17 protein-coding genes are annotated in these 21239 nt (G+C 72.8%); 7 read left to right on the top strand and 10 right to left on the bottom strand.

Annotated elements, in window-relative coordinates; translation table 11 throughout:
• Nucleotides 1–17: 17 nt before the first annotated feature.
• Nucleotides 18–1169 (bottom strand): CapA family protein, encoded by a 1152-nt coding sequence (locus ACZ6SQ_RS08495; protein ID WP_469558061.1) that lies wholly within the window; start codon nt 1167–1169, stop codon nt 18–20.
• 214 nt (nt 1170–1383) lie between these two features.
• On the opposite strand from ACZ6SQ_RS08495, the gene ACZ6SQ_RS08490 reads away from it, so the two are divergent.
• The 3 genes from ACZ6SQ_RS08490 (at nt 1384) to ACZ6SQ_RS08480 (ending at nt 3483) form a co-directional block, all read left to right on the top strand.
• Nucleotides 1384–1932 (top strand): sigma-70 family RNA polymerase sigma factor, encoded by a 549-nt coding sequence (locus tag ACZ6SQ_RS08490; RefSeq protein WP_386378121.1) that lies wholly within the window; start codon nt 1384–1386, stop codon nt 1930–1932.
• Between the two features lie 148 nt (nt 1933–2080).
• Complete coding sequence (locus ACZ6SQ_RS08485; RefSeq protein WP_469558058.1) at nt 2081–2590, top strand: hypothetical protein; 510 nt, start codon at nt 2081–2083, stop codon at nt 2588–2590.
• Nucleotides 2591–2832: 242 nt separating this feature from the next.
• Entirely contained in the window at nt 2833–3483 is a 651-nt protein-coding gene (locus tag ACZ6SQ_RS08480) for a zf-HC2 domain-containing protein (RefSeq protein WP_469558055.1), read from the top strand.
• A gap of 58 nt (nt 3484–3541) precedes the next feature.
• On the opposite strand, the gene ACZ6SQ_RS08475 is transcribed toward ACZ6SQ_RS08480, so the two are convergent.
• The 4 genes from ACZ6SQ_RS08475 to ACZ6SQ_RS08460 form a co-directional block, all read right to left on the bottom strand.
• Entirely contained in the window at nt 3542–4096 is a 555-nt protein-coding gene (locus tag ACZ6SQ_RS08475; RefSeq protein WP_469558053.1) for an isochorismatase family protein, read from the bottom strand.
• Nucleotides 4097–4177: 81 nt separating this feature from the next.
• A complete protein-coding gene (locus tag ACZ6SQ_RS08470; RefSeq protein WP_469558051.1) occupies nt 4178–5041 on the bottom strand; it encodes an Fpg/Nei family DNA glycosylase in 864 nt (287 codons plus the stop codon).
• Nucleotides 5042–5213: 172 nt separating this feature from the next.
• A complete protein-coding gene (locus tag ACZ6SQ_RS08465) occupies nt 5214–7322 on the bottom strand; it encodes a SpoIIE family protein phosphatase (RefSeq protein ID WP_469558049.1) in 2109 nt (702 codons plus the stop codon).
• 77 nt (nt 7323–7399) lie between these two features.
• A complete protein-coding gene (locus ACZ6SQ_RS08460; protein WP_469558046.1) occupies nt 7400–8686 on the bottom strand; it encodes a DUF6777 domain-containing protein in 1287 nt (428 codons plus the stop codon).
• A 154-nt stretch (nt 8687–8840) separates the two neighbouring features.
• On the opposite strand from ACZ6SQ_RS08460, the gene ACZ6SQ_RS08455 reads away from it, so the two are divergent.
• Nucleotides 8841–10262 (top strand): lipase maturation factor family protein, encoded by a 1422-nt coding sequence (locus tag ACZ6SQ_RS08455; RefSeq protein WP_469558044.1) that lies wholly within the window; start codon nt 8841–8843, stop codon nt 10260–10262.
• Between the two features lie 82 nt (nt 10263–10344).
• On the opposite strand, the gene ACZ6SQ_RS08450 is transcribed toward ACZ6SQ_RS08455, so the two are convergent.
• Complete coding sequence (locus ACZ6SQ_RS08450) at nt 10345–13377, bottom strand: alpha-mannosidase (RefSeq protein WP_469558042.1); 3033 nt, start codon at nt 13375–13377, stop codon at nt 10345–10347.
• Nucleotides 13378–13597: 220 nt separating this feature from the next.
• Between ACZ6SQ_RS08450 and ACZ6SQ_RS08445 the strand changes: the two genes are divergently transcribed.
• On the top strand, nt 13598–14941 hold the full coding sequence (locus tag ACZ6SQ_RS08445; protein WP_469558039.1) for an amidase: 1344 nt from the start codon (nt 13598–13600) through the stop codon (nt 14939–14941).
• A 97-nt stretch (nt 14942–15038) separates the two neighbouring features.
• The gene (locus ACZ6SQ_RS08440; protein ID WP_469558037.1) at nt 15039–15446 is read left to right on the top strand and encodes a DUF3224 domain-containing protein; all 408 of its coding nucleotides are present in this window, start codon (nt 15039–15041) and stop codon (nt 15444–15446) included.
• A 150-nt stretch (nt 15447–15596) separates the two neighbouring features.
• On the opposite strand, the gene ACZ6SQ_RS08435 is transcribed toward ACZ6SQ_RS08440, so the two are convergent.
• Nucleotides 15597–15770 carry a hypothetical protein gene (locus tag ACZ6SQ_RS08435; protein ID WP_386378135.1) on the bottom strand — a complete coding sequence of 58 codons (174 nt, stop codon included), beginning with the start codon at nt 15768–15770 and terminating at the stop codon, nt 15597–15599.
• Between the two features lie 458 nt (nt 15771–16228).
• Between ACZ6SQ_RS08435 and ACZ6SQ_RS08430 the strand changes: the two genes are divergently transcribed.
• Nucleotides 16229–16741 (top strand): HD domain-containing protein, encoded by a 513-nt coding sequence (locus ACZ6SQ_RS08430; RefSeq protein WP_469558033.1) that lies wholly within the window; start codon nt 16229–16231, stop codon nt 16739–16741.
• A gap of 46 nt (nt 16742–16787) precedes the next feature.
• Here ACZ6SQ_RS08430 and ACZ6SQ_RS08425 read toward each other — a convergent pair whose 3' ends face one another.
• The 3 genes from ACZ6SQ_RS08425 to glgC all read right to left on the bottom strand — a co-directional run bounded on the left by ACZ6SQ_RS08425 (nt 16788) and on the right by glgC (nt 21191).
• Entirely contained in the window at nt 16788–18281 is a 1494-nt protein-coding gene (locus ACZ6SQ_RS08425) for an SDR family NAD(P)-dependent oxidoreductase (protein WP_469558030.1), read from the bottom strand.
• A 105-nt stretch (nt 18282–18386) separates the two neighbouring features.
• Nucleotides 18387–19727 carry a wax ester/triacylglycerol synthase family O-acyltransferase gene (locus tag ACZ6SQ_RS08420; RefSeq protein WP_469558028.1) on the bottom strand — a complete coding sequence of 447 codons (1341 nt, stop codon included), beginning with the start codon at nt 19725–19727 and terminating at the stop codon, nt 18387–18389.
• A gap of 243 nt (nt 19728–19970) precedes the next feature.
• The gene (glgC, locus tag ACZ6SQ_RS08415; protein ID WP_469558025.1) at nt 19971–21191 is read right to left on the bottom strand and encodes a glucose-1-phosphate adenylyltransferase; all 1221 of its coding nucleotides are present in this window, start codon (nt 21189–21191) and stop codon (nt 19971–19973) included.
• Nucleotides 21192–21239: the final 48 nt, after the last annotated feature.

Raw genomic sequence — 21239 nt, 5'->3', positions numbered from 1 at the left:
CGGTCCCCAGGACGCCGTCACTTCGCCATCACCAGACCGTCCTGGGCCGCGCCCCGGCTGAGGACGACGTCACGGATACGGTCGCGCACGGCTCTGACGTCGGCGCCCTGGCGGAGCGCGGCGTTGAGGTCGACGACCCGGCCCGCGTCGACGTCGAACAGCTGTGGCACGAACTCGGCCCTGGTGACCTCCCAGCGGCCGCCCGGCCGGGCCGGCGGGCTGAAGGTGAAGCGGCCGACGCTGGACTGGTTGCCGCGCGGGTCCTGGACGCCTTCGTAGTTGGTCATCTCGCCGGCGATCTGGTCGCCCATGCCGTAGATCACCCAGGTCCCGTTGACCTTCTCGTAGGCCTGCGGGACATGGGCGTGGGTGCCGAGGATCAGGTCGATGTCGGAGCGGCTCCCGGTGCGGGACGCGGTGAGGGCGCGGGCCAGGGCGAGCTGCCGGTCGTCGGGGGCGTCCTGCCACTCGGTGCCCCAGTGCACGGACACCACGACCACGTCGGCGCCCGCCCGCCGGGCCGCACGGGCGTCGGTGATCATGCGCTGTTCGTCGATGAGGTTCACGGCCCACGGCTGTCCGGCGGGCAGCGGGAAGCCGTTGGTGTCGTACGTGTAGGACAGGTGGGCGACCTTCGCCGTGCCCGCCCGCAGCACGGTGACCGTGCGCGCCTCGGCCTCGGTGCGGGCCGTCCCCGCGTGCCGTACGCCCGCCCGGTCGAGGGCGTCCAGGGTGCGCAGGATGCCCGCCGCGCCGTCGTCGAGGCTGTGGTTGGAGGCGGTGGAGCAGCCGTCGTAGCCGGTGGCGGCGAGGGCTGGGGCGATCTCGGGCGGGGACTTGAAGGCGGGGTAGCCGGTGTAGTCGCCGTTCTCGCCGTAGACGGTCTCCATGTGACACAGCGCCAGGTCGGCGCGGGCGACGACGGGTTCGATCCCGGACAGCATCGGGCGGAAGTCGTAGCCCGTGCCGCCGGCGTCGAACCGGGCCCGGTCGATGATCGAGCTGTGCGGCAGGACATCGCCGGAGGCGACGAGGGTGAAGCCGCGGGGGTCGGTGGCGCTGGGGGCCGGGTGTCCGGCTCTGGGTTCGTGGCGCTGGGCCTGGCATGCGGCGCCCGCGGTGAGGAGTGCGGTCAGGACGAGGGCGACCTGCCGTCTGCGTGCGATCATCCGTTCACCTCATATTGGTCATATTTACTGACCAATAGGTACGAAGGTGACCGGCACCCCAAACGGCCTCCACACCCCCTTTAACCCGTCCGGTCCGCGCGGATGGAGGTGTCCGGGACCGTTCGTCGAACCGTTCGCCGACGCGTTCGACCGTCCGCCGCACATCCGTGCGCACGCCCTGTCCCGGTGCGGATCGCTGCGATGCCATACGCCCATGACGGCCGTGACGACTCTCACCCCCGGGACGACGACCGCCGAGCACGAGCTCGCCGCCTTGCAGCGGGAGCACGGCCGGCCACTCTTCGCACTGCTCCTGCGGCTCTGCGACGGCGACCGGCAACGCGCCGAGGACCTCGTGCAGGAGACCCTGGTCCGCGCCTGGCAGCATCCCGAGGCGCTGCGCGCCGACGCCTTCGAATCCGTACGGCCCTGGCTGCTGACCGTGGCGCGGCGGCTCGCCATCGACGCGCGGCGGGCCCGTCAGGCACGTCCGGCCGAGGTCGGGGACGCCGTGCTGGACAGCGCGCGGGTCTGCGCCGACCACGCCGAACGGTCGGCCGCGACCGTGGATGTGCGCGAGGCTGTGAAGACACTCACTCCGGAGCACCGTGAAGTCCTGGTGCTCGTGTATTTCCAAGGGGCGAGTGTGGCGGAAGCCGCGCAAACCCTCGGCATTCCACCCGGTACCGTGAAGTCCCGCGCTTACTACGCGCTGCGCGCCCTGCGCCGGGTGCTACCGGGATACGCGGCCGACCTGCGGTGAAACCAATGGTCGGGTCAAGCCTCCGTAAAGTGCCTTGCCCAGGACCCCGGTTGAGTAATCGGCTGTCCTCATCCGTGTTCCGGATGGGCCCTTCAGTACGGGGCCCGGGGTCGGGCGACGCGCACGCACCGGAGGAAGGCAGGAAGGGATGCAGCACAGAGGTCATCAGAGCACCGACGGCAACGGCGGAGGGGAACTGACCGTCCCCATGGCCTGGTTGTACGCCGAGTACATCGCCGACGAGCTGCTGCGGTCGGGAGACCTGATGCCGCCGACGTCCTTCGAGTTCCGGGCCGGCCGCGACGCGCTGGCGCTCACCGTCTTCCTCTCCGACACCGAGGGGGAGCTGTCCGGGATCCGGGTGGTCACCCAGCTGGAGACCTGGCTGTCGCTGACGGCCTACGACCAGCCCTGGCAGGACTGGGTGCGCGCGCGGATGGCCGAGCTCACCGAGGAGGCGCAGGCCGCCGCGGTCCCCGCGCCCGATCTCGAACTGGCCGCGGCGGCCTGGCGCTGGCTGGAGGAGACCGAGCTGCTCGCCCCGGACCTCAACGCCGTCCCCGGCGGAGGCCTCGGCGAGGACGACAGCCCGAAGGTGTGGACTCCGGCCTGGCAGCTGGGACTTCCCCTCGGGCACCTCGCGATCAGCCTCTTCTGAAGCCCGCCCGGCAGGCCCGTACAGCCCCGTGGGGACACGGTTTCGCGCCCCCGCGGGCGTCGTCGACGGGCCTGATCCCGAACCGATTGCGACCTTTTTCGGGACGGGACCAATCCGGGGGCCCGAGGGCTCCGAATCCCTTGGCGCCGATTCGCGCGTGGCTTGAGTGATTCGGCGGTGCGGTGCGTACGGATGGGAGCAAGGAGTAACCCCACCCGCACTCAAAGGCACGAGGATTCGGCATGAGGTCCCAGGAACGGCATCGCGACGTCGCCGCCTACGCGCTCGGCGTGCTGGACGAGGCGGAGTCCTTCCGCTTCGAGGACCACCTCATGGAGTGCCCGCGGTGCAGCGCGCATGTGACCGAATTCGGTCCCGTCACACGGCAGCTGATGCTCTACCGCACCGCGACCCCGCGGGCCGTGCACCCCATGGCGGCACCCGGGCCCCGGCTCCTGGACCGGCTGCTCGGCGAGGTCGCCGCGCGCACCCGGGCCCGGCGCAGGCGCTCGCTCTACGCCGTGGCCGCCGCGGTGGTGCTGGCGGTGGCCGGGCCGGCGATCGCGCTGACGGCCGAGCGCGGCACCGACCCCCTGCGGGTCGAGGCGACCGACGAACGCTCGGGCGTGTGGGCGCAGGTCACGGCCGTGGCCGAACCGTGGGGCAGCGAGGTGTCGCTGGAGGTCAAGGACGCGGCCGGTCCGAGAGTGTGCCGGCTCGTCGCCGTCGGGCACGACGGCTCCGAGGAGACGATCACCACCTGGACCGCCTCCGCCCGCGACGCCCGCCCGACCTCCACGGAGGGCGGCGCCGCCCTGCACCCGGACGAGATAGCCCGCTACGAGGTGCGCACGACGACCGGGGAGCGGCTGGTGACGATCCCCGTGCAGTGACGTACGGTCCCCGCAGAGGCTCTTGACGCCGGAGCCGGCCCGGAGCACCCAGGGAGGCTCAGTCCCTGAAGGCGACGTCCTTCGTCGCCACGGTGCCCGCGCTGCGGCCGGGGGCCTTCTGCTCGTTCCAGTAGAGGTTGGTGTGGGCGATCACCAGCTCCGGGGACGGGGCGCCGTACTCGCTGAGGTCCTCGGTGGTGTGGGCGTCGCCGACCAGGAAGACGTCGTAGCCGCGGGTGAAGGCGCCGTGGACGGTGGAGCGGATGCAGGCGTCGGTCTGGGCGCCGGTGACGAAGATCCGGCCGATCCCGCGCTCGGCGAGGACCTCCTCCAGCTCGGTGTCCTCGAAGGAGTCGCCGAAGTGCTTGTGCACGACGGGCTCGCCGTCGCGCCGCACCAGCTCCGGCACGTACTCCCAGCCCTCGCTGTCCCGGGTCAGCTGCTCGTCCGAGTGCTGCACCCACACCACCGGCACGTCCTCGGCCCTGGCGCGGTCGACCAGGGCGGCGATGTTGGCGGTGACTCCCTCGCGGTCGTGCGCCGACGCCACCACGTCCTTCTGGAAGTCGATGACGAGCACGGCGGTGTGCGGACGGTCGGGCAGAGTGCTCACTGGGGCCTCCCGGTGCGGTGCGTGCGGGCACTGATCACGTACGGACCAGGCTAGGACACCCCGCTGACACGCCGGCCCGGGTCACTTCAGCAGCCGGGACATCCGGCGGTCCGCGAGCGGTTTGCCGCCGGTCTGGCAGGTGGGGCAGTACTGGAGGGAGGAGTCGCTGAAGGAGACCTCGCGGATGGTGTCGCCGCAGACCGGACAGGCTTCGCCGGTGCGGCCGTGGACGCGCAGTCCGCTCTTCTTCTCGGCCTTCAGCCGCCCCGCGGCCAGGCCCCGGGACCGCTCGACCGCCTCGGTCAGGGTTTCGCGCAGGGCCGTGTAGAGGGTGCGGGTCTCCTCCGGGGTCAGCTTGGCGGCCAGTTTGAAGGGGGACATCCTCGCCGCGTGCAGGATCTCGTCGCTGTAGGCGTTGCCCACACCGGCGATCAGGCTCTGGTCGCGCAGGGCGCCCTTGATCTGGCGGCGCTCGTCCTTCAGCAGCGCGGCGAACGCGGCCTCGTCGAAGCCGTCGGCGAGCGGGTCGGGGCCGAGCCGGGCGATGCCGGGGACCTCCCCGGGGTCCTGGACGACGTACACCGCGAGGCGCTTCTGGGTGCCGGCCTCGGTCAGGTCGAAGCCCGCGCCCGTCTCCAGGGCGACGCGCAGGGCGAGCGGCCCCTTGCCGGGCTTGGGCATGCCGTCCGGGAGGCGGTCCTTCCACTGGAGCCAGCCCGCGCGGGCGAGATGGGTGACCAGGTGCGGGCCGCCGTCGGTGGCCAGGGCCAGGAACTTGCCACGCCGTCCGACGCCGGTGACCGTGCGGCCCTCGAGGGCCGAGAGCGGGGGGTCGTACGTCTTCAGGACGCTGATCGCGACAGGTAGCGCGCGGACGATCTCATGACCGGTCAGGTGCTCGGTGAGGAAGTCCTTCAGCGCTTCGACCTCGGGGAGTTCCGGCATAGGTCCAGGGTGCCATCAGGGAGCGGAACGCTCAGGTCCGCACAGCCGGGCGGACGGCGGCGCCCCCGCCCGGTGCTCAAGTCCGCACGACCGGGCGAACGACGGCGCCCCCGCCCGATGCTCGGGTCCGCGCGCCTCGCCGGACATCCGGGTGCGGCCCCCGGCGCGGCGCTCACCTCCGCCTGTTGGGCCGCCGCCGGTCGCTCTCCGGTACGTCGAACTCGCACCACACGCACTTGCCGCCGCCGCGGGCCTCCACGCCCCAGTCGTCGGTGAGCAGGTCGACCAGGAGCAGTCCGCGGCCGGAGACCCCGGACTCCCCCGCCTCACGGCGGCGCGGCAGCGCGCTGGAGGAGTCCTCGACCTCGACCCGCAGCCGCCGGCCGCCGGCCAGGGCCCGCAGGGTGACGATCGCGGCGCCCTCGGTGTGCATCAGGGCGTTGGTGATCAGTTCGTCGGCGATGAGTTCGATCTCGTCGGCGCGGTCCCGGGCACCCCAGGTGTGCACGGCGGCACGGACCATGTGCCGCGCCTCGTGCAGGGCCTCCGGGTCGCCGGGGGCCACATGCTGCTGGAGCCGCCCGCCGCCCACGGGCACGTCCAGGCCGCGCCGGTGCAGCAGGAGCAGGGCCACGTCGTCGTCGCCGCCGCGCTCCTCGGCGAGGTCGATGAGCATGTCGGCGAGGCGGCGCACGTCCTCGGGGCCCGAGGCGATGAGCGCCGTGAGGGTGCGCATGCCGTCGTCAAGGTCGGAGCCCGGCTTCTCCACCAGGCCGTCGGTGCACAGCAGCAGGGTGTGCCCGGGGTCGAGCTCGACAGTGGAGACCGGGTACTCCAGGCTGCCGAACTCCGCCGACAGCCCGAGCGGCAGCCCGCCCGCGACGGGGATCCGGCGGCAGGAGCGGTCCGCGTGGCGCAGCAGCGGGTCGATGTGCCCGGCGCGCACCACCTGGACCACTCCGGTGGCCAGGTCGGCCTCGGCGTAGAGGCAGGTGGCGAAGCGGTCGGTGTCGAGTTCGTGCAGGAAGACGGAGGCGCGGGCCATCACGGTGGCCGGGGTGTGGCCCTCGGCGGCGTAGGCGCGCAGCACGATCCGGAGCTGGCCCATGACGGCGGCGGCGTGCGTGTCGTGGCCCTGGACGTCCCCGATGACGGCGCCGACGCGGCCGCCGGGCAGCGGGATGAGGTCGTACCAGTCGCCGCCGATGTCCCGGCCCTGGGAGCCGCCGATGGCGGCGGCGCGGTAGCGGACGGCGACGTCGGCGCCGCGCACGCTGGGGATGGTGCGCGGCAGCATGGCCTGCTGGAGGCCCTGGGCGATGTCCTTCTCCTGCTCGTAGAACATGGCCCGTTGCAGGCTCTGGGCGATGCTGCTGCCGAGCGCGACGAGGATGTTGCGTTCCTCGGTGGTGAAGCCGCGGCGGTCGTTGTAGAGCAGGCCCATCGCGCCGATCGGGCGGGCCTGCACGATCAGCGGCAGATAGGCGGCCGAGGTGATCCTCAGGTCGGTGATGTGCGGCCACAGGATCGGATAGCCGGCCGCGAACTCCTCGGGGGACTCGATGAAGCGGGGGCTGAGGGTCCGTACGACCTCGTTCATCGGGTACGGCTCGTCGATGCCGGTGACGTCGGTGCCGGCGACGAAACTGCCCGCGGGTCCCTCGGCGATCAGCCGGACGCGGCCCGCCTCGACCAGGCCCATCACCAGGCTGGTGGCGCCGAGGTGGGTGAGCCCGTGGGTGTCCTTGAGGACGTCGATGACGTCCTGGACGGTGCGGGCGTGGGCGAGGGCGGCCGTGGTCAGCTGGACGACATTGGTCTGCTCGCGCAGTGCCGTGTCCTGCTCGAGCCGTTCACGGCGGGTCGCGATGTCGGCGAGTTCCTGGGTGGCGTCACGGACGACACCGATGATCCGGCGGGGCCGGCCGGTCTCGTCGCGCCGGATGTAGCCCTGGGTGTGGGTCCACTGCTGGGTGCCGTCGCGGCGGCGGATGCGGAAGTAGGCGCCGTAGTTCTCGCTGCCGTCCTTGAGGGCCTGCGAGACGGTGGCGTCCAGCCTGCGGGCCTCGTTGGGCGGCACGCGGACGGCGAGGGTCTCGGGGCGGTCGTCGTACTCCTCGGGGAGGATGTCGAAGATCGCGTGTGCCTGGGCGTCCATCACCATCAGGCCCGCGTCCAGGTCCCAGTCGAAGCTGCCCATGCGGTTGAGCGCGAGGATCGCGTTCGCGTGGTCGGGCCAGTCGTCCGGGAGTGACATCGTGCCCGCTCCCCGATCAGCCATGGGCCCACCTTGCCAGGATTCGACCGATTCCACGAGCGGGGCCTGCCGGCCGGGCGACCCCGCCACGGGTGGCCTTCTCACCCGCCGAGGAAGCCGAGGGGGCTGCCGAAGACGATCCCGGTGGCCCGGGGCGCGGCCGGGTCCTCGGGGATCAGGCCGCCGCCGTCGGGCAGGTCGGGGGAGTCCGGGACGGTCTGCGGTCCGACACCGCCGCCGGGCGACGTACCGGTGCCGGGCTCGCTCGGCGGACGGGCGCCGGGGGGCGTCGCGGTCACCGTGGCCGTCGGGCAGGCGGTGGCGGTCGCGGTGGGCGGCGCGGCCGAGGGGGTGGCGCCCGGAGTGACCGTCACGGTCGGCGTCACGAGGCAGTCGGCCGGGGACTCGCCGGGCTCGGAGGCGCCGGGCTCCGAGGCGTCGGGGGACGTGCTGTTCCCGTCCCGCAGGTCCTCGCGGGGAGCGCTCGGGCTCGAGGAGTCGGGGCCGGACCGATCCGGGTCGGGCCGGCCGGGGGGCGAGGTGCCCTCGCCCGGGGTGCCGGTGCCGGAGGTGCTCGGGCTCGCGCCAGGGCTGTCCGACCCGCTCGGGGACGGGGGCCGGGTCACCCAGGCGGGCGGGGCCACCGGACGGTCGTGGCGGGCGTCGCGGCCGCACCGCCGCTCGATCCAGGTGTCGTTGACGACGTCGACGATGGTGATGTGGGTGATCACCTTCGGCGCCGGGGTCACCACGACCACCTCGGCCGGGCGGTAGCCGGACCAGGCCGTGCCGGCGGTCGACTCGGGCCCGCCCGCCCCGGCCGGCGGCAGCAGGGGGTTGCCGCAGGCGCAGCGCACCCGGGGCACTCCCCTCGTGTCGACGAGGACGGCGGTGCCGGCCTGGAGGACCGACTGGTAGACCGTCGTACGGCCGTCGCGCCAGCCGTGGTTGGTGACCCGGGTGTCGGCGCGCAGCTGCACCGGGGTCAGGCCGCGCAGATAGCCGGGGACGGCCTGTGCGCCGATGCCCTCGACCTCGGCGAAGGCACGCGCCTTGGCCGGGTCCGCGGTGAGGTGGCCGATCTGGCGCCCCACGTCACAGCTGCCGACCCCTTCGGTGCCGCCGTACAGACCGGGCGTGGCTCCGGAGACGAGGCGTGGCCGGGCGAGGGGTTCGGAGCCGCGTGGCGTCGGGGTGGCGGGCGCGGGCTTCGCCGTCGGGTCGGCCGTGGAGGCCGTGAACGGGTCGGGGCCCTGGGCCGCGGCCGGCTGGAGGAAGACCTCGCCGCCCGCCTCGCCCGGCTCGGTGTCAGCGCCGGCACAGCCGGCGACGACCAGCGCCGCCAGGAGCGCACACGCGGTGACGAGGGTTCGGATGGGTGAGGGCACCACGTTCTCCCGCCTCGTTTCGGGCAATACCTCACCATTGTTTGCTTCACTCACTTGGGTTACGCAAGCGGAGCATGCGGACACGCGCTGTGACCGGTCCGGGCCTGCCGGAGCGGAGGAGATCCGGGCCCGCCGGAGGAGAGGAGCTACGGCCGTGGACTGGTTCACCGAGTCCGGCTACTGGCTGAGCCGGCTGGTCTTCCAGCGGGCCCTGGCCGCGGTGTATCTGATGGCGTTCCTGACGGCGGCCCTGCAGTTCCGGGCGCTGATGGGCGAGCGCGGCATGCTGCCCGTCCCCCGTTTCGTCGCCCGGGTGCGGTTCCGTGACGCGCCCAGCGTGTTTCAACTCCACTACTCCGACCGCTTCTTCGCGGCCTGGGTGTGGACGGGCTGCGCGGTGTCCGTGGCGCTGCTCGCCGGGCTGGACTCCTGGCTGCCGCTGTGGGGCGGGATGCTGCTGTGGCTGGTGCCGTGGGTGCTGTATCTGTCGGTCGTCAACGTCGGCCAGACCTGGTACGCGTTCGGCTGGGAGTCCCTGCTGCTGGAGGTCGGCTTCCTCGCCGTGTTCCTCGGCAACGACGAGGTGGCCCCGCCGGTCGTGGTGCTGTTCCTGCTGCGCTGGATCCTGTTCCGGGTGGAGTTCGGGGCGGGTCTGATCAAGATGCGCGGGGACGCCTGCTGGCGAAAGCTGACGTGCCTCGACTACCACCACGAGACCCAGCCGATGCCGGGCCCGCTGAGCTGGTTCTTCCATCATCTGCCGCGTCCGCTGCACCGCGTCGAGGTCGCCGCCAACCATGTCGTGCAACTCGGCGTCCCCGTCCTGCTGTTCACCCCGCAGCCGATCGCTTCGGCCGCCGCCGCGCTGATGATCGTGACCCAGCTCTGGCTGGTCCTGTCCGGCAACTTCGCCTGGCTGAACTGGATCACCATCGTGCTGGCCCTGTCGGCGGTGCGGTTCCCGGCCGACCCGCCGTCCGTGCCGGACGCCCCGCTCTGGTACGAGGTGACGGTGCTCGCCGTCGCCGCGCTGATCGTGTTCCTCAGCTACCACCCGGTGCTGAACATGATCTCCCGGCGCCAGGTCATGAACCGCTCCTTCGACCCGTTGCACCTGGTCAACACCTACGGCGCGTTCGGCAGCGTCAACCAGATCCGCTACGAGGTGGTGATCGAGGGCACCCTGGACGACAGCCCGCGCGCCGAGTCCGACTGGCGGGAGTACGAGTTCAAGGGCAAGCCGGGTGATCCCCGGCGCTGGCCCCGGCAGTTCGCGCCCTACCATCTGCGCCTCGACTGGCTGATGTGGTTCGCGGGGCTGTCCCCCGGCTACGCCGGTGCCTGGTTCGGGGCGCTGGTCGAACGCCTGCTGGAGGACGACCGGGCGACCCTGAAGCTGCTGCGCCGTTCACCGTTCCCGCCCGGCACACCGCCGAGGTTCGTACGGGCCCGTCTCTTCCGTTACCGGTACACGACGTGGCGGGAGCTGCGGGAGACGGGGGCGTGCTGGGAGCGGACGTACGTACGGGAGTATCTGCCGCCGACGCGGCTGGAGGGGCCGGTCCGCCGGGGCTGAGAGGCGGCTCCGCCGGGGCCGAGTGACCCGTACGCCGGGGCTGAGGGGCCGGGCACCCGGTTCCGCGGGACCGGCCCGGCGGTCACACCTCACCGGCGGTCCGCCTCAGCCGCAGGGTCATCAGCTCGAACGGCCGCAGACGTACGGCGATCCGGCCGCCGTCGAGCCGTGGCCCGGCCGCCTCGGGCAGGGGCCGTTCCAGCAGGTCCGTGGCCTGCACCCCCGCCACGCCGAAGCCGGGCGTGAGCACGGCGCGGCAGCGGCCTCCGTGGGCCTCGTGGAAGCGGACCACCACGTCACCGCTGCCGTCGTCGGCCAGCTTCACCGCAGTGACCACGACCGCGTCCTGGTCGACGGCCACCAGGGGCTCGATCTCGTGCGCGCCGGTGAGCCGGCGTTCCGGCAGGTTCAGCCGCCAGCCCTCGCGGACGGCGTCACCGATCCCCGCGCCCGGCAGCAGGGCGTGCCGGAACCGGTGCACGCCCTGGTCGGTCTCGGGGTCCGGGAAGCGGGGCGCGCGCAGCAGCGAGGCCCGGACCGTGGTGGTCGTACCGAGGTCGCCGTCGGTGCGGACGGTGCGGGTCACGTCGTGGCCGTACGTGGAGTCGTTGACGACGGCGACGCCCCAGCCGGGCTCCGCCACATGCACGAACCGGTGGTTGCAGGCCTCGAACTTGGCCGCCTCCCAACTGGTGTTGGTGTGGGTGGGCCGGTGCACATGCCCGAACTGGGTCTCCGACGCGTACCGTTCGGCGTGCACGTCCAGCGGGAACGCCAGTTTCAGGAACTTCTCCGTCTCGTGCCAGTCGACCTCGGTGTCGAGCACGAGCCGTCGTTCACCCGGTGCCAGGGTGAGCAGCTGGGTGACGCGGGAGGCGCCGAAGGTGCGCACGACCCGCACACGGGCGCCGTCGTCGGCGGCCGTGACCTCGTCGGCGTCGGTGAGGTCGGTGACCGTGTTGCGGTAGAACCGGTCGACGTCCCAGGCGTCCCACATGTTCGGGAAGTCCGGGTGCAGCTGGAGCAGGTTCGCCGCCCGGCCCGGCGCGACGGTCTCCCGGTCGGCCTCGACGTCGTACGCGGAGACGACCAGCCCCGCGGCGTCGATCTCGACCCGGAGCAACCCGTTGTCGAGCACGAAGCCGCCCTCGGGGCGGAGTGCACGGGTCGCGGGCGGGGGCTCGGCGGGAGTGCCGGCTCCGCCCGCGGGGACGCCGCCCCGGCTGTGCGGGGCGGCGTTGAAGGCGAGTTCGCGGCCGCCCTCGCCGGCCAAGGCGCGCTGGGCCGCGTCGACGATGCCGTTCAGTTCCTCCGCCACGCGGGCGTAGGTCCGGCGGGCCTCGCGGTGCACCCAGGCGATGGAGGAGCCGGGCAGGATGTCGTGGAACTGGTGGAGCAGAACCGTCTTCCAGATCCGGTCCAACTCCTCGTAGGGATAGGGGTATCCGGTGCGCACGGCGGCCGTCGCCGCCCACAGTTCGGCCTCGCGCAGGAGGTGTTCGCTGCGCCGGTTGCCCTGTTTGGTCCGCGCCTGGCTGGTGAGGGTGGCGCGGTGGAGTTCGAGGTAGAGCTCGCCGACCCAGACGGGCGGCTCGGGGTACTCGGCCTCGGCCTTGGCGAAGAACGCCGCCGGGGTCTCCCACTCGACGGTCGCCGAGCCCTCCAGGTTCCGCAGCCGGGCGGCCTTGGCGACCATCTCCCGGGTGGTGCCGCCGCCCCCGTCGCCCCAGCCGGTGGGGGCGAGGGAGCGGCGGGCGGCGCCCTTGTCCCTGAAGTTGCGCACCGCGTGGGCGATCTCGCCGCCGCGCATCGAGCAGTTGTAGGTGTCGACGGGCGGGAAGTGGGTGAAGATCCGGGTGCCGTCGATGCCCTCCCACCAGAAGGTGTGGTGCGGGAACCTGTTGGTCCGCGACCAGGAGATCTTCTGCGTCAGCAGCCGCCTGGAGCCGGCCGCCCTGATGATCTGCGGCAGACCGGCGGCGAAGCCGAAGGTGTCGGGCAGCCAGGCCTCGTCGTTCTCGATGCCGAACTCGTCGAGGAAGAACCGCTTCCCGTGCACGAACTGACGGGCCATCGCCTCCGACCCCGGCATGTTGGTGTCCGACTCCACCCACATCCCGCCGGCCGGCACGAACCGGCCGTCCTCCACCGCCTTGCGCACACGCGCCCACACCTCCGGCCGGTGCTCCTTCACCCACGCCCACTGCTGTGCCTGCGACATGGCGAACACGAAGTCCGGCTCGTCCTCCAGCAGGGCCGTCATGTTCGCCGTGGTCCGGGCCACCTTGCGGACCGTCTCGCGCAGCGGCCACAGCCAGGCCGAGTCGATGTGCGCGTGACCGACGGCGCTGATGCGGTGCGCGGAGGGCGCGGCGGGCACGGCGAGCGCGGGGCGCAGCAGCGAACGGGCCCGTTCCGCGGTGCCGTTGACGTCCTGGAGGTCGATCGCGTCCAGTGCCTGTTCCACGGCCCGCAGGATCTCCCAGCGGCGCGGCGCGTCCACGGGCAGCTCGGCCATCAGCTCGCCCAGCACCTCCAGATCGAGCACCAGCTCCCACACCGCCCGGTCGAACACGGCGAGGTCCATCCGGGTCAGCGTGTACTGCGGCTCGTCGCCGGCCGTCTCCTTGTCGCCCAACTGCGTGGGCCTGAAGGGGTGGTAGCCGAGTACGACGGGGTTGGAGGCGGCCTCGACGTGCAGCCGCACCTCCTCGCCGCCGGCGACGGGTGAGCCGATCCGCACCCACTGGTTGCGCGGGTTGAGGCCCTTCACGGGGGTGCCGTCGGGGCGGTAGACGAGGCCCTCGCACTGGAAGCCGGGCATGTTCTCGTCGAAGCCGAGGTCCAGGAGCGCCTCGACGGTCCGCCCGGCCCACTCCCTCGGCACGGTCCCCGTGACCCGGAACCAGCTGGTGCCCCAGGGGGCGCCCCACCGGGCTCCCACCCCGATCGGCCCGGGTTCGGCCGCGAGCCCCTCGGCCACCGGAACCGGCTCGTCCGGGGCGTGCCAGACGGCCACCTCCAGCGGCACGGACTCGGGGTACACGGCGGGTCGGACGCGCTCGTCGAGGACGCGCCGCAGCCGGGCCTCGACGAGAGTGCGGTCGTCATGCATGAGGTGCTCCGTGGGTCGTCTCGCTGCTGACGGGCGTGGGTCACGGTCACGGGGGCCGACGAGATGTACAGCTCCCCCGCCGCGCGCGCTTCGAACCGTGCCGCACGTCCCCGCTGTCCGTGGGCGCGTGAACCGGGCTCCGGACTCTCGACGTACGACCCGCGCAGAGGCAGAGTTCTCCCTACGTACTCGCCAGTAGCCACCGTCCTGAGGAGCCGCCGTGACCAGTTGGGTGGGCCGGACCGCCGTCGACATAGCCGCCGCCGTACGGGAGAAGCGGGTGACGCCGCGGGAGGTGGTGGCGGAGCATCTGGCGCGGATCGAGCGGCTGGACGGGCGGATCGGGGCCTTCCGCGTGGTCCGGGCCCGGGCGGCGCTCGCCGAGGCGGACGAGGTCGGGGCACGGGACGACCTGGGCGAACTGCCGCTGGCGGGGGTGCCGGTGGCGGTCAAGGACAACCTGGCGGTGCGGGGCGAGTCGATGCGGATCGGCTCCGCGGCCACACCGGTGACACCGGCCGCGGAGGACCATGTGACGGTCGCCCGGCTGCGGGCGGCGGGCGCGGTGGTGGTGGGCCTGACGAACGTGCCGGAGCTGTGCGTGTTCGGCACCACCGAGGGCGTCCACGGCACCTCCCGCAACCCCTGGGACACCGCGCGCACCGCGGGCGGCTCCTCCGGCGGCAGCGCGGCGGCGGTGGCGGCGGCCTTCACGCCGCTCGCGCTGGGCAACGACGGGATGGGCTCGCTGCGCATACCGGCGGCCAACTGCGGCCTGGTCACCATCAAGCCGGGGCACGGGAAGGTGCCGGCCGGGATCAGTGACGGCGACTGGTTCGGCATGTCGGAGAACGGCCCGCTGGCCACCACCGTCGCGGACGCCCGGCTGATGCTCTCGGTGCTCGCCGACGCCGAGGTCCCCCACCGCGAGGAGCCCGCGCCGCACTCGGTGGCGGTGTCCCTGCGCAGCCCGCTCGCCGGGGTGACCGTCGCCAGGCCGTACGCCCAGGCGGTCCGGGAGGCGGCGCGGCTGCTGGCCGGCGCCGGGCACCGGGTGCGGCCCGCCGATCCGCCCTACCCCCTGTCGCTGAGCCTGACCTCGATCGCCCACTGGACGGCGGGGACGTCGGTGGACGCGCAGGGGCTCGACACCCGGCTGCTGGCCCGTCGCACCCGGACGCACGCGGCGGTCGGCCGGCGCTTCGTGGCGGGCGTACGGACGGGGGCGAGTCGGGAGGCGCTGCGGCGCAGGCTGGAGCCGTTCTTCGCCGAGCACGACGTGCTGCTGATGCCCGCGCTGGCCCGCCGCTCGCCGAGGTCCGCGCCCTGGCACGAGCGGAACTGGCTGCGCAACATCGCGGCCAACAGCGCCTATTCACCGATGACGCCGCCGTGGAACCTGACGGGCTGGCCCGCCATGGCCGTCCCCTTCGGCTCCCTGCCCTCGGGCGCGCCGTGCGCGGTGCAGCTGGTGGCGCGTCCGGGGTCGGAGGCGGACCTGCTGGATGTCGCGGGACAGCTGGAGGAGCTGCACCCCTGGCGGCGGACGGCGCCGCTCGACTAGAGGGCTTCGTCAGCCCGCTGTCGTCCGGAGGGCCTCGTCGGCCCGGTGTCGTCGCAGGTCCGGGGCGTTGTCAGTGGGGTCCCCTACGCTCCGGTGCATGCGAGCATCAGGAACGTTCAAGGTGGCCGAGTTCACTCCCGCGCCTGTCCCGCAGCCGGGGATCGAGACCGGGGTCCCCGTGGGCTTCGCCACGATGGAGAAGCGGTACGAGGGCGAGATCACGGGCCGCTCGGCCACGTTGTTCACCTCGGCGTACGGGGAGAGCACGGGCAGCGGCACCTATGTGGCCATGGAGTCCTTCGACGGGGCCCTGCACGGCGTGTCCGGCACCTTCAACTTCGCCCACAGCATGACGACCACGGGCCGGGGCACGGACAGCGCGTACTTCGTCGTCGTACCCGGCAGCGGCACCGGCGGGCTGGCCGGGATCACCGGGACGGGAGGCATCGTGGTCGACGAGGACGGCACGCACCGGATCTGGTTCGAGTACGAACCGGCCGGGTGACGCGAGGGGCCGGGCCGGCCGCGGGCGATCGGATGCGGCCCCGCCCTCGTGGGGCGGCGTCGGCGGTGATCGCGGAGGGGCCGCGGCGGTGCGGCGGATCGTCACCGCATGGGCGTGGGTCCCGCACGCCCATGCGCCAAGGACTCCCGCTCAGTCCACGCTGGGCAGGATGTGGGGCTCGGCGAGGTCGTCCTCGTAGCCCGCGAGGCGGATCGGGGCCGACCGGGCCCACACGTCGAGGCTGCCGATCTCGCCGGGCCGACGGCCGGCGCGGTCCTTGCGTTCCTTGGGGCGTTGATCGCGATTCGTCTTCTCCGGTGTCACCGCGCACTCCTTATGTGTCGGGTCACCCTCGGGCAATTCCGGTCAGTCTGCGCTCCGGCACCTGACGCCCGCTCGGGTCTGGCTGGAAAACCTCGGTCGCGGTGGCGCCCTTCCTGGTGCGGGAGCGGGCCGTGGTAGACCGGCTCGTCCCGGGACGGACCGTGGGTGTGGGTAGGACCCGTACTGCTGTCCGTCGCGCATCAGGATAACCAAATGAGCGGGGGTGCGCTCGATCGGGCTGAAAACTTGAGGTAACTATCCGAGGTCGGTCACGCTCGGAGCGCAAGCGTTCTGCACCTATTTTTTACAAGATCGACCCGTTTGCCGCCACCCGTTCAGCGCAGGAGATCGAACGGAATTCCGGCACCGCGAGGGCGTTCAGATCCCGTTGGCCAGGCCGAATGCTCGCCATGATCTGCTGGCGTACCGCTACGGCTGTCTCGCGGGAGGACGGACCCATGGAGCTGCGCGGCGTCGACGAGCTGATGGACCTGCTGAGCGCCTGCCGGGGTGTCCGCGCCCCCGGCCATCCGGTCGACCTGCACGAGCACTCCCTGCAGACCGCGGCCCTGCTGCGCCGCGGCCGTCCCGCCGACAAGGAGCTCCAGGTCGCCGGACTCGTGCACGAACTCGGCCGTGTACTGCGACCGGGTGATGTCACCGGTCACGCCGAGCTGGCCGCCGACGCCGTACGGCCGCTGCTGGGCGAGCGGGTGTCCCGGCTGGTGCGGCTGCACACACCCGCCGGGCGCTATCTCGGCGTCCTCGAAGCGGCGCCCGGCCGGGCCGCGATGTCCGAGGCGGAGGCCGCCGCCTTCGCCCGCGACCCGCTCGCCGAGGAGGCGCTGACCCTGCGGCAGGCGGACGACGCGGCGCGGGTGCCCGGCCTGGACGCGGGCGTGCTGGAGGACTGGCGCACCCTGCTGGAGCTGCTCGCGGCGCGCCGCTCCCGGCTGGGCGCGATCGACTGACCGGCCCGCGCGCCATCTGCCGGCGGCGGGCCTCAGTCCGGACGCCTCACCACTTGCCGGGCAGGTAGTCCTTCAGGAAGACGCCGTAGACGTCGTCGCCGGACTCGCCGCGCACGATCGGGTCGTAGACCCGGGCCGCGCCGTCGACCAGGTCGAGGGGTGCGTGGAAGCCCTCCTCGGCCAGCCGCAGCTTGTCGAAGTGCGGGCGTTCGTCGGTGATCCAGCCGGTGTCGACGGAGGTCATGAGGATGCCGTCGGAGGCGAACATCTCCTCCGCGCTGGTCCGCGTCACCATGTTCATGGCGGCCTTGGCGGCGTTGGTGTTCGGGTGGCCCGCGCCCTTGTAGCCGCGGTTGAAGACGCCCTCCATCGCCGAGACGTTCACGACGTAGGCGCGCTTGCTGGCCGCCCTGCGCGCGGCCTCGGCCATCGCCGGGCGCAGCGCGCTGATCAGGATGAACGGGGCCGTGTAGTTGCACAGCTGGGTCTCGAGCAGCTCGACCGGGGAGATCTGGTCGATGCTCTGCACCCAGGTGTTGCTCTCGACGACGTCCGGCACCAGGCCGCCCGCGTCGATGGCCGTGCCCGCGAGGTGGCGCTCGATGCTGGCGTTGCCGGCGACCAGCGCCAGGTCCGCGACCTTCTGCGCGTCGAGGCCGCTGACGCCGAGGGGCAGCGCGGCGAGGCCGTCGACCGCGCCGGAGTTGAAGGCGCCGATGACCTGGTGCGCGGGCAGCTCACCGGCGGGCAGCGGGGCGCTCTCGCCCTCGACCAGCGCGGCGTAGGCGGACGGCAGCCGGCGTACGGTCTGGGTCGCGTTGTTGATCAGGATGTCGAGCGGACCCTGCTCGGCGACCTGCTCGGCGAGCGCCACGGCCTGGGCGGGGTCGCGCAGGTCGATGCCGACGACGTCCAGGCGGTGGATCCAGTCCGCGGAGTCGTCCATGGCCTTGAAGCGGCGGATGGCGTCCTTCGGGAACCGCGTGGTGATCGTGGTGTGGGCGCCGTCGCGCAGCAGCCGCAGGGCGATGTACATGCCGATCTTGGCGCGGCCGCCGGTGAGCAGGGCGCGCTTGCCGGAGAGGTCGGCGCCGGCGTCGCGCTTGGCGCGGTTGACGCGGGCGCAGTCCGGACAGAGCTGGTGGTAGAAGTAGTCGACCTCGACGTACCGCGACTTGCAGGTGTAGCAGGAGCGCGGGCGCTGGAGTATCCCCGCGATCCTGCCCTCCTCGGTGCTCGACGACGGGAGGATGCCCTCGGTCTCGTCGTCGATGCGCTGAGCGGAGCCGGTCGCGGTCGCCTCGGTGACCGCCCTGTCGTGGGCGGTCTTGGCGGCCCGGCGCTCCTGCTTGCGGCGCTGCTTGACCGTGCGGTAGATGTGCGACGTGGCCTGGCGCACCTGGATCGCGTCGGGGTGGTCGACCTCCAGCCCGTCCAGCTCCTGGAGCACGCTGAGGCACACGGCGAGCCGTTCGGGGTCGATGCCGGGCCCGTACACGACCTCGTCCGTGGTCGCCGGACCGTCCTCTGTCACCGTCATCGCCGCTGCGCTTCCTGATTCCCTCGTCGCGGCGCTCCGGTAGCACCCGCTGTCGAACGGGGAATTCTACGGAGCGCCGGGCCGGACCGGCAAAATCCGCCGAGGTCAACCGTCGCAGGCGGTGATGAGCGTCTCCACCTCGGCGGCCAGAGCGGCGGCGAGCCGGTCCAGATCGGGGACGGCCTCGGCGTCGGCGACGAGTCCGTAGTGCACGCTGCCGCGGTACGTGGAGACGGCCACGGCCAGCGACTGCCCGCGGGCGAGGGGGGCGTACGGGTAGACGGCGGTGAGCGGGTGCCCGCCCAGGCGCAGGCCGAGGCTGGGCAGCGGCACGCTGGTGACGAGGATGTCGAACCAGAGCCGGGCCGCCTGCGCGGCGAGGGGTCCCCCGAGCCGGTGGCCGAGCGCCGGGACGTGGTCGGCGAGCAGGGCGACCGCGCCCGCGCCGCGGTTGGGTCCGGCGTCCTTGTTGCGGTCCATCGCCGTACGGACGGTCTCCAGGCGGGCGAGCGGGTCGGCCTGGCCGACGGGGAGCCGTATCAGGTAGCCGGAGAGCCGGTTGCCCTGTGGGTGGGCGGTGCGCGGGCGCCGCTTGGAGACGGGGATCAGGGCGCGCGGGGCGAGTCCCTCGCAGCCGTCGCCGCGTTCGTCGAGCCAGCGGCGCAGGGCGCCCGCGACGACGGCGATCAGCACGTCGTTGACGGTGCCGCCGACGCGCTTGCGGACCCGGTGGATGTCGTCGAGGTCGAGGACCGCTCCGGCGGTACGGCGGGTGCCGGACGGCTCGGCGGTCAGCGCGGCGGTCGAACGCACACCGAGGCCGGACACGGCGACCGACGCGCCGATGTCGAGCGCGCGGCCCACGTCGGACAGGGCCCCGCGGACCGCCCCGGGCAGCCGGCGCACGTCCGGCAGCAGGCCGGGGCGGGGCTCCTCGGGGCGCCGGGGCCGGGCCGGCGGGACGTCCACGGGGTCCATCACGGCGGCGGCGAGCATCAGTGCGCGCAGGCCGTCGGCGAGGGCGTGGTGGAACTTGAAGAGCACGGCGAAGGACGTGCCGTCCTCCCCCGGCAGCACATGCGCCTCCCACGGCGGCCGGGCCCGGTCCAGCGGGCGCTGCATCAGCCGTCCGGCGACGGCCTGGAAGTCGGCGGCCGGGGCGTGCAGGACCACGTGGTCGAGGGGGTCGAAGCCGCGGTACGGCTCCCGGGCGGCGCCGCCGAAGGAGAGCGGACGCAGCAGGCGGGAGGGCCGCCACGCGTCACGGATCCGCATCCGCAGGCCGGGCACCGCGGCGGCGCGGGCGGCCAGCAGGTCGGCGGCGTGCGCGCCCGCGGTGGGCGAGGGGGCGGAGAAGACACCGAGCGCGCCGAGGTGCATGGGGTGCTCGGGGGACTCGATGTTCCAGAAGGCCAGGTCGAGGGGTGCGAGCGGATCTGAAGTCAAGGGCTTGCCTCGCGTCGTCGACGGGTGAGTCAGCAGTCAAACCCGAGTGGGCGATTACGGTCAAGTACGATCAAGTTACGCACAGTTAACAGATGATTAAGTAACGCCGCAGAAGGCCCGAGGTCACGGCGTGCGGCCGGACGGTCGGGGCGGTGACGTCGCGTACGGCCACCCCGGCACCCGAGCACAACGGCACCCCGGCACCGAGATACCCCGGCACCGGCATACCCGCCCCCGAGGGGCTCACGGCACCCGCTGCCCCTTGCCCAGGGCGATCACTCCGCTGCGGGAGACGGTGTAGAGCTGGGTGTCCCGCTCCGGGTTGACGCCGATGGTGGCGCCCGGCGGGACCTCCACGTTCTTGTCCAGCACCGCGCCCCGCACCACCGCCCCGCGCCCGATGTGCACGTTGTCGTGCAGCACCGAGCCCTGCACCACCGCGCCGGGGTCGACCACGACACCCGGCGACAGGACCGACCGGGTGACCTGGCCCCGGATGAGGCAGCCCGCGCTGATGATCGACTCGCCCGCGATGCCGCCCGCGTTGAACCGGGCGGGCGAGAGCTGGTTGGAGTGGGTGTAGATGGGCCAGCCGCGGTTGTACAGGTTGAACGCCGGGCGCTCGGCGATCAGGTCCATATGGGCGTCGTAGTAGGCGTCCAGGGTACCCACGTCCCGCCAGTAGCCCTGGTCGCGGCTGGTCTCGCCGGGGACGTGGTTGTCACCGAAGTCGTAGAGCTGGGCCTCGCCGCGGTGGGTGAGCTGGGGCAGGATCGAGCCGCCCATGTCGTGCACGGAGCGCTGGTCCTCGGCGTCCCGCTGGAGCGCCTCGATGAGGGCCTTGGTGGTGAAGACGTAGTTGCCCATCGAGGCGAAGACCGAGTCGGGGGCGTCGGGCAGTCCGGGCGGGTCGGCCGGCTTCTCCAGGAAGCGCTCGACGCTGCGGCCGTCGGAGCCGGGCGTGATCACCCCGAAGGCCGAGGCCTCCGTGCGTGGGACTCTGATCCCTGCCACGGTCACCCCGGCCCCGGCCTCGATGTGCCGGGCCAGCATCTGCCGCGGGTCCATCCGGTACACGTGGTCGGCGCCGAACACGGCGACGTACTCGGGCTGTTCGTCGTGGACCAGGTTCAGCGACTGGAGGATGGCGTCCGCGCTGCCCAGGTACCAGCGCGGGCCGAGCCGCTGCTGCGCGGGGACGGGCGTGATGTAGTTGCCGAGCAGGCTGGACATCCGCCAGGTGGTGGTGATGTGCCGGTCCAGCGAGTGCGACTTGTACTGCGTGAGCACGCAGATGCGCAGGATGTCGGCGTTGACGAGGTTGGACAGGACGAAGTCGACCAGGCGGTAGGTGCCGCCGAAGGTGACCGCCGGTTTGGCGCGGTCGGCGGTCAGCGGCATCAGGCGCTTGCCCTCGCCGCCCGCCAGGACGATCCCCAGTACCGAAGGCCCACCACGACGCATCGCCGCTCCCCTCACTCCGGTTGCCTCTTCTGCCTGCCCCTGAGCAGG

This window comes from Streptomyces sp. NPDC048600 (assembly GCF_055587025.1).
This window is presented reverse-complemented; position numbering and strand designations above follow the sequence as displayed.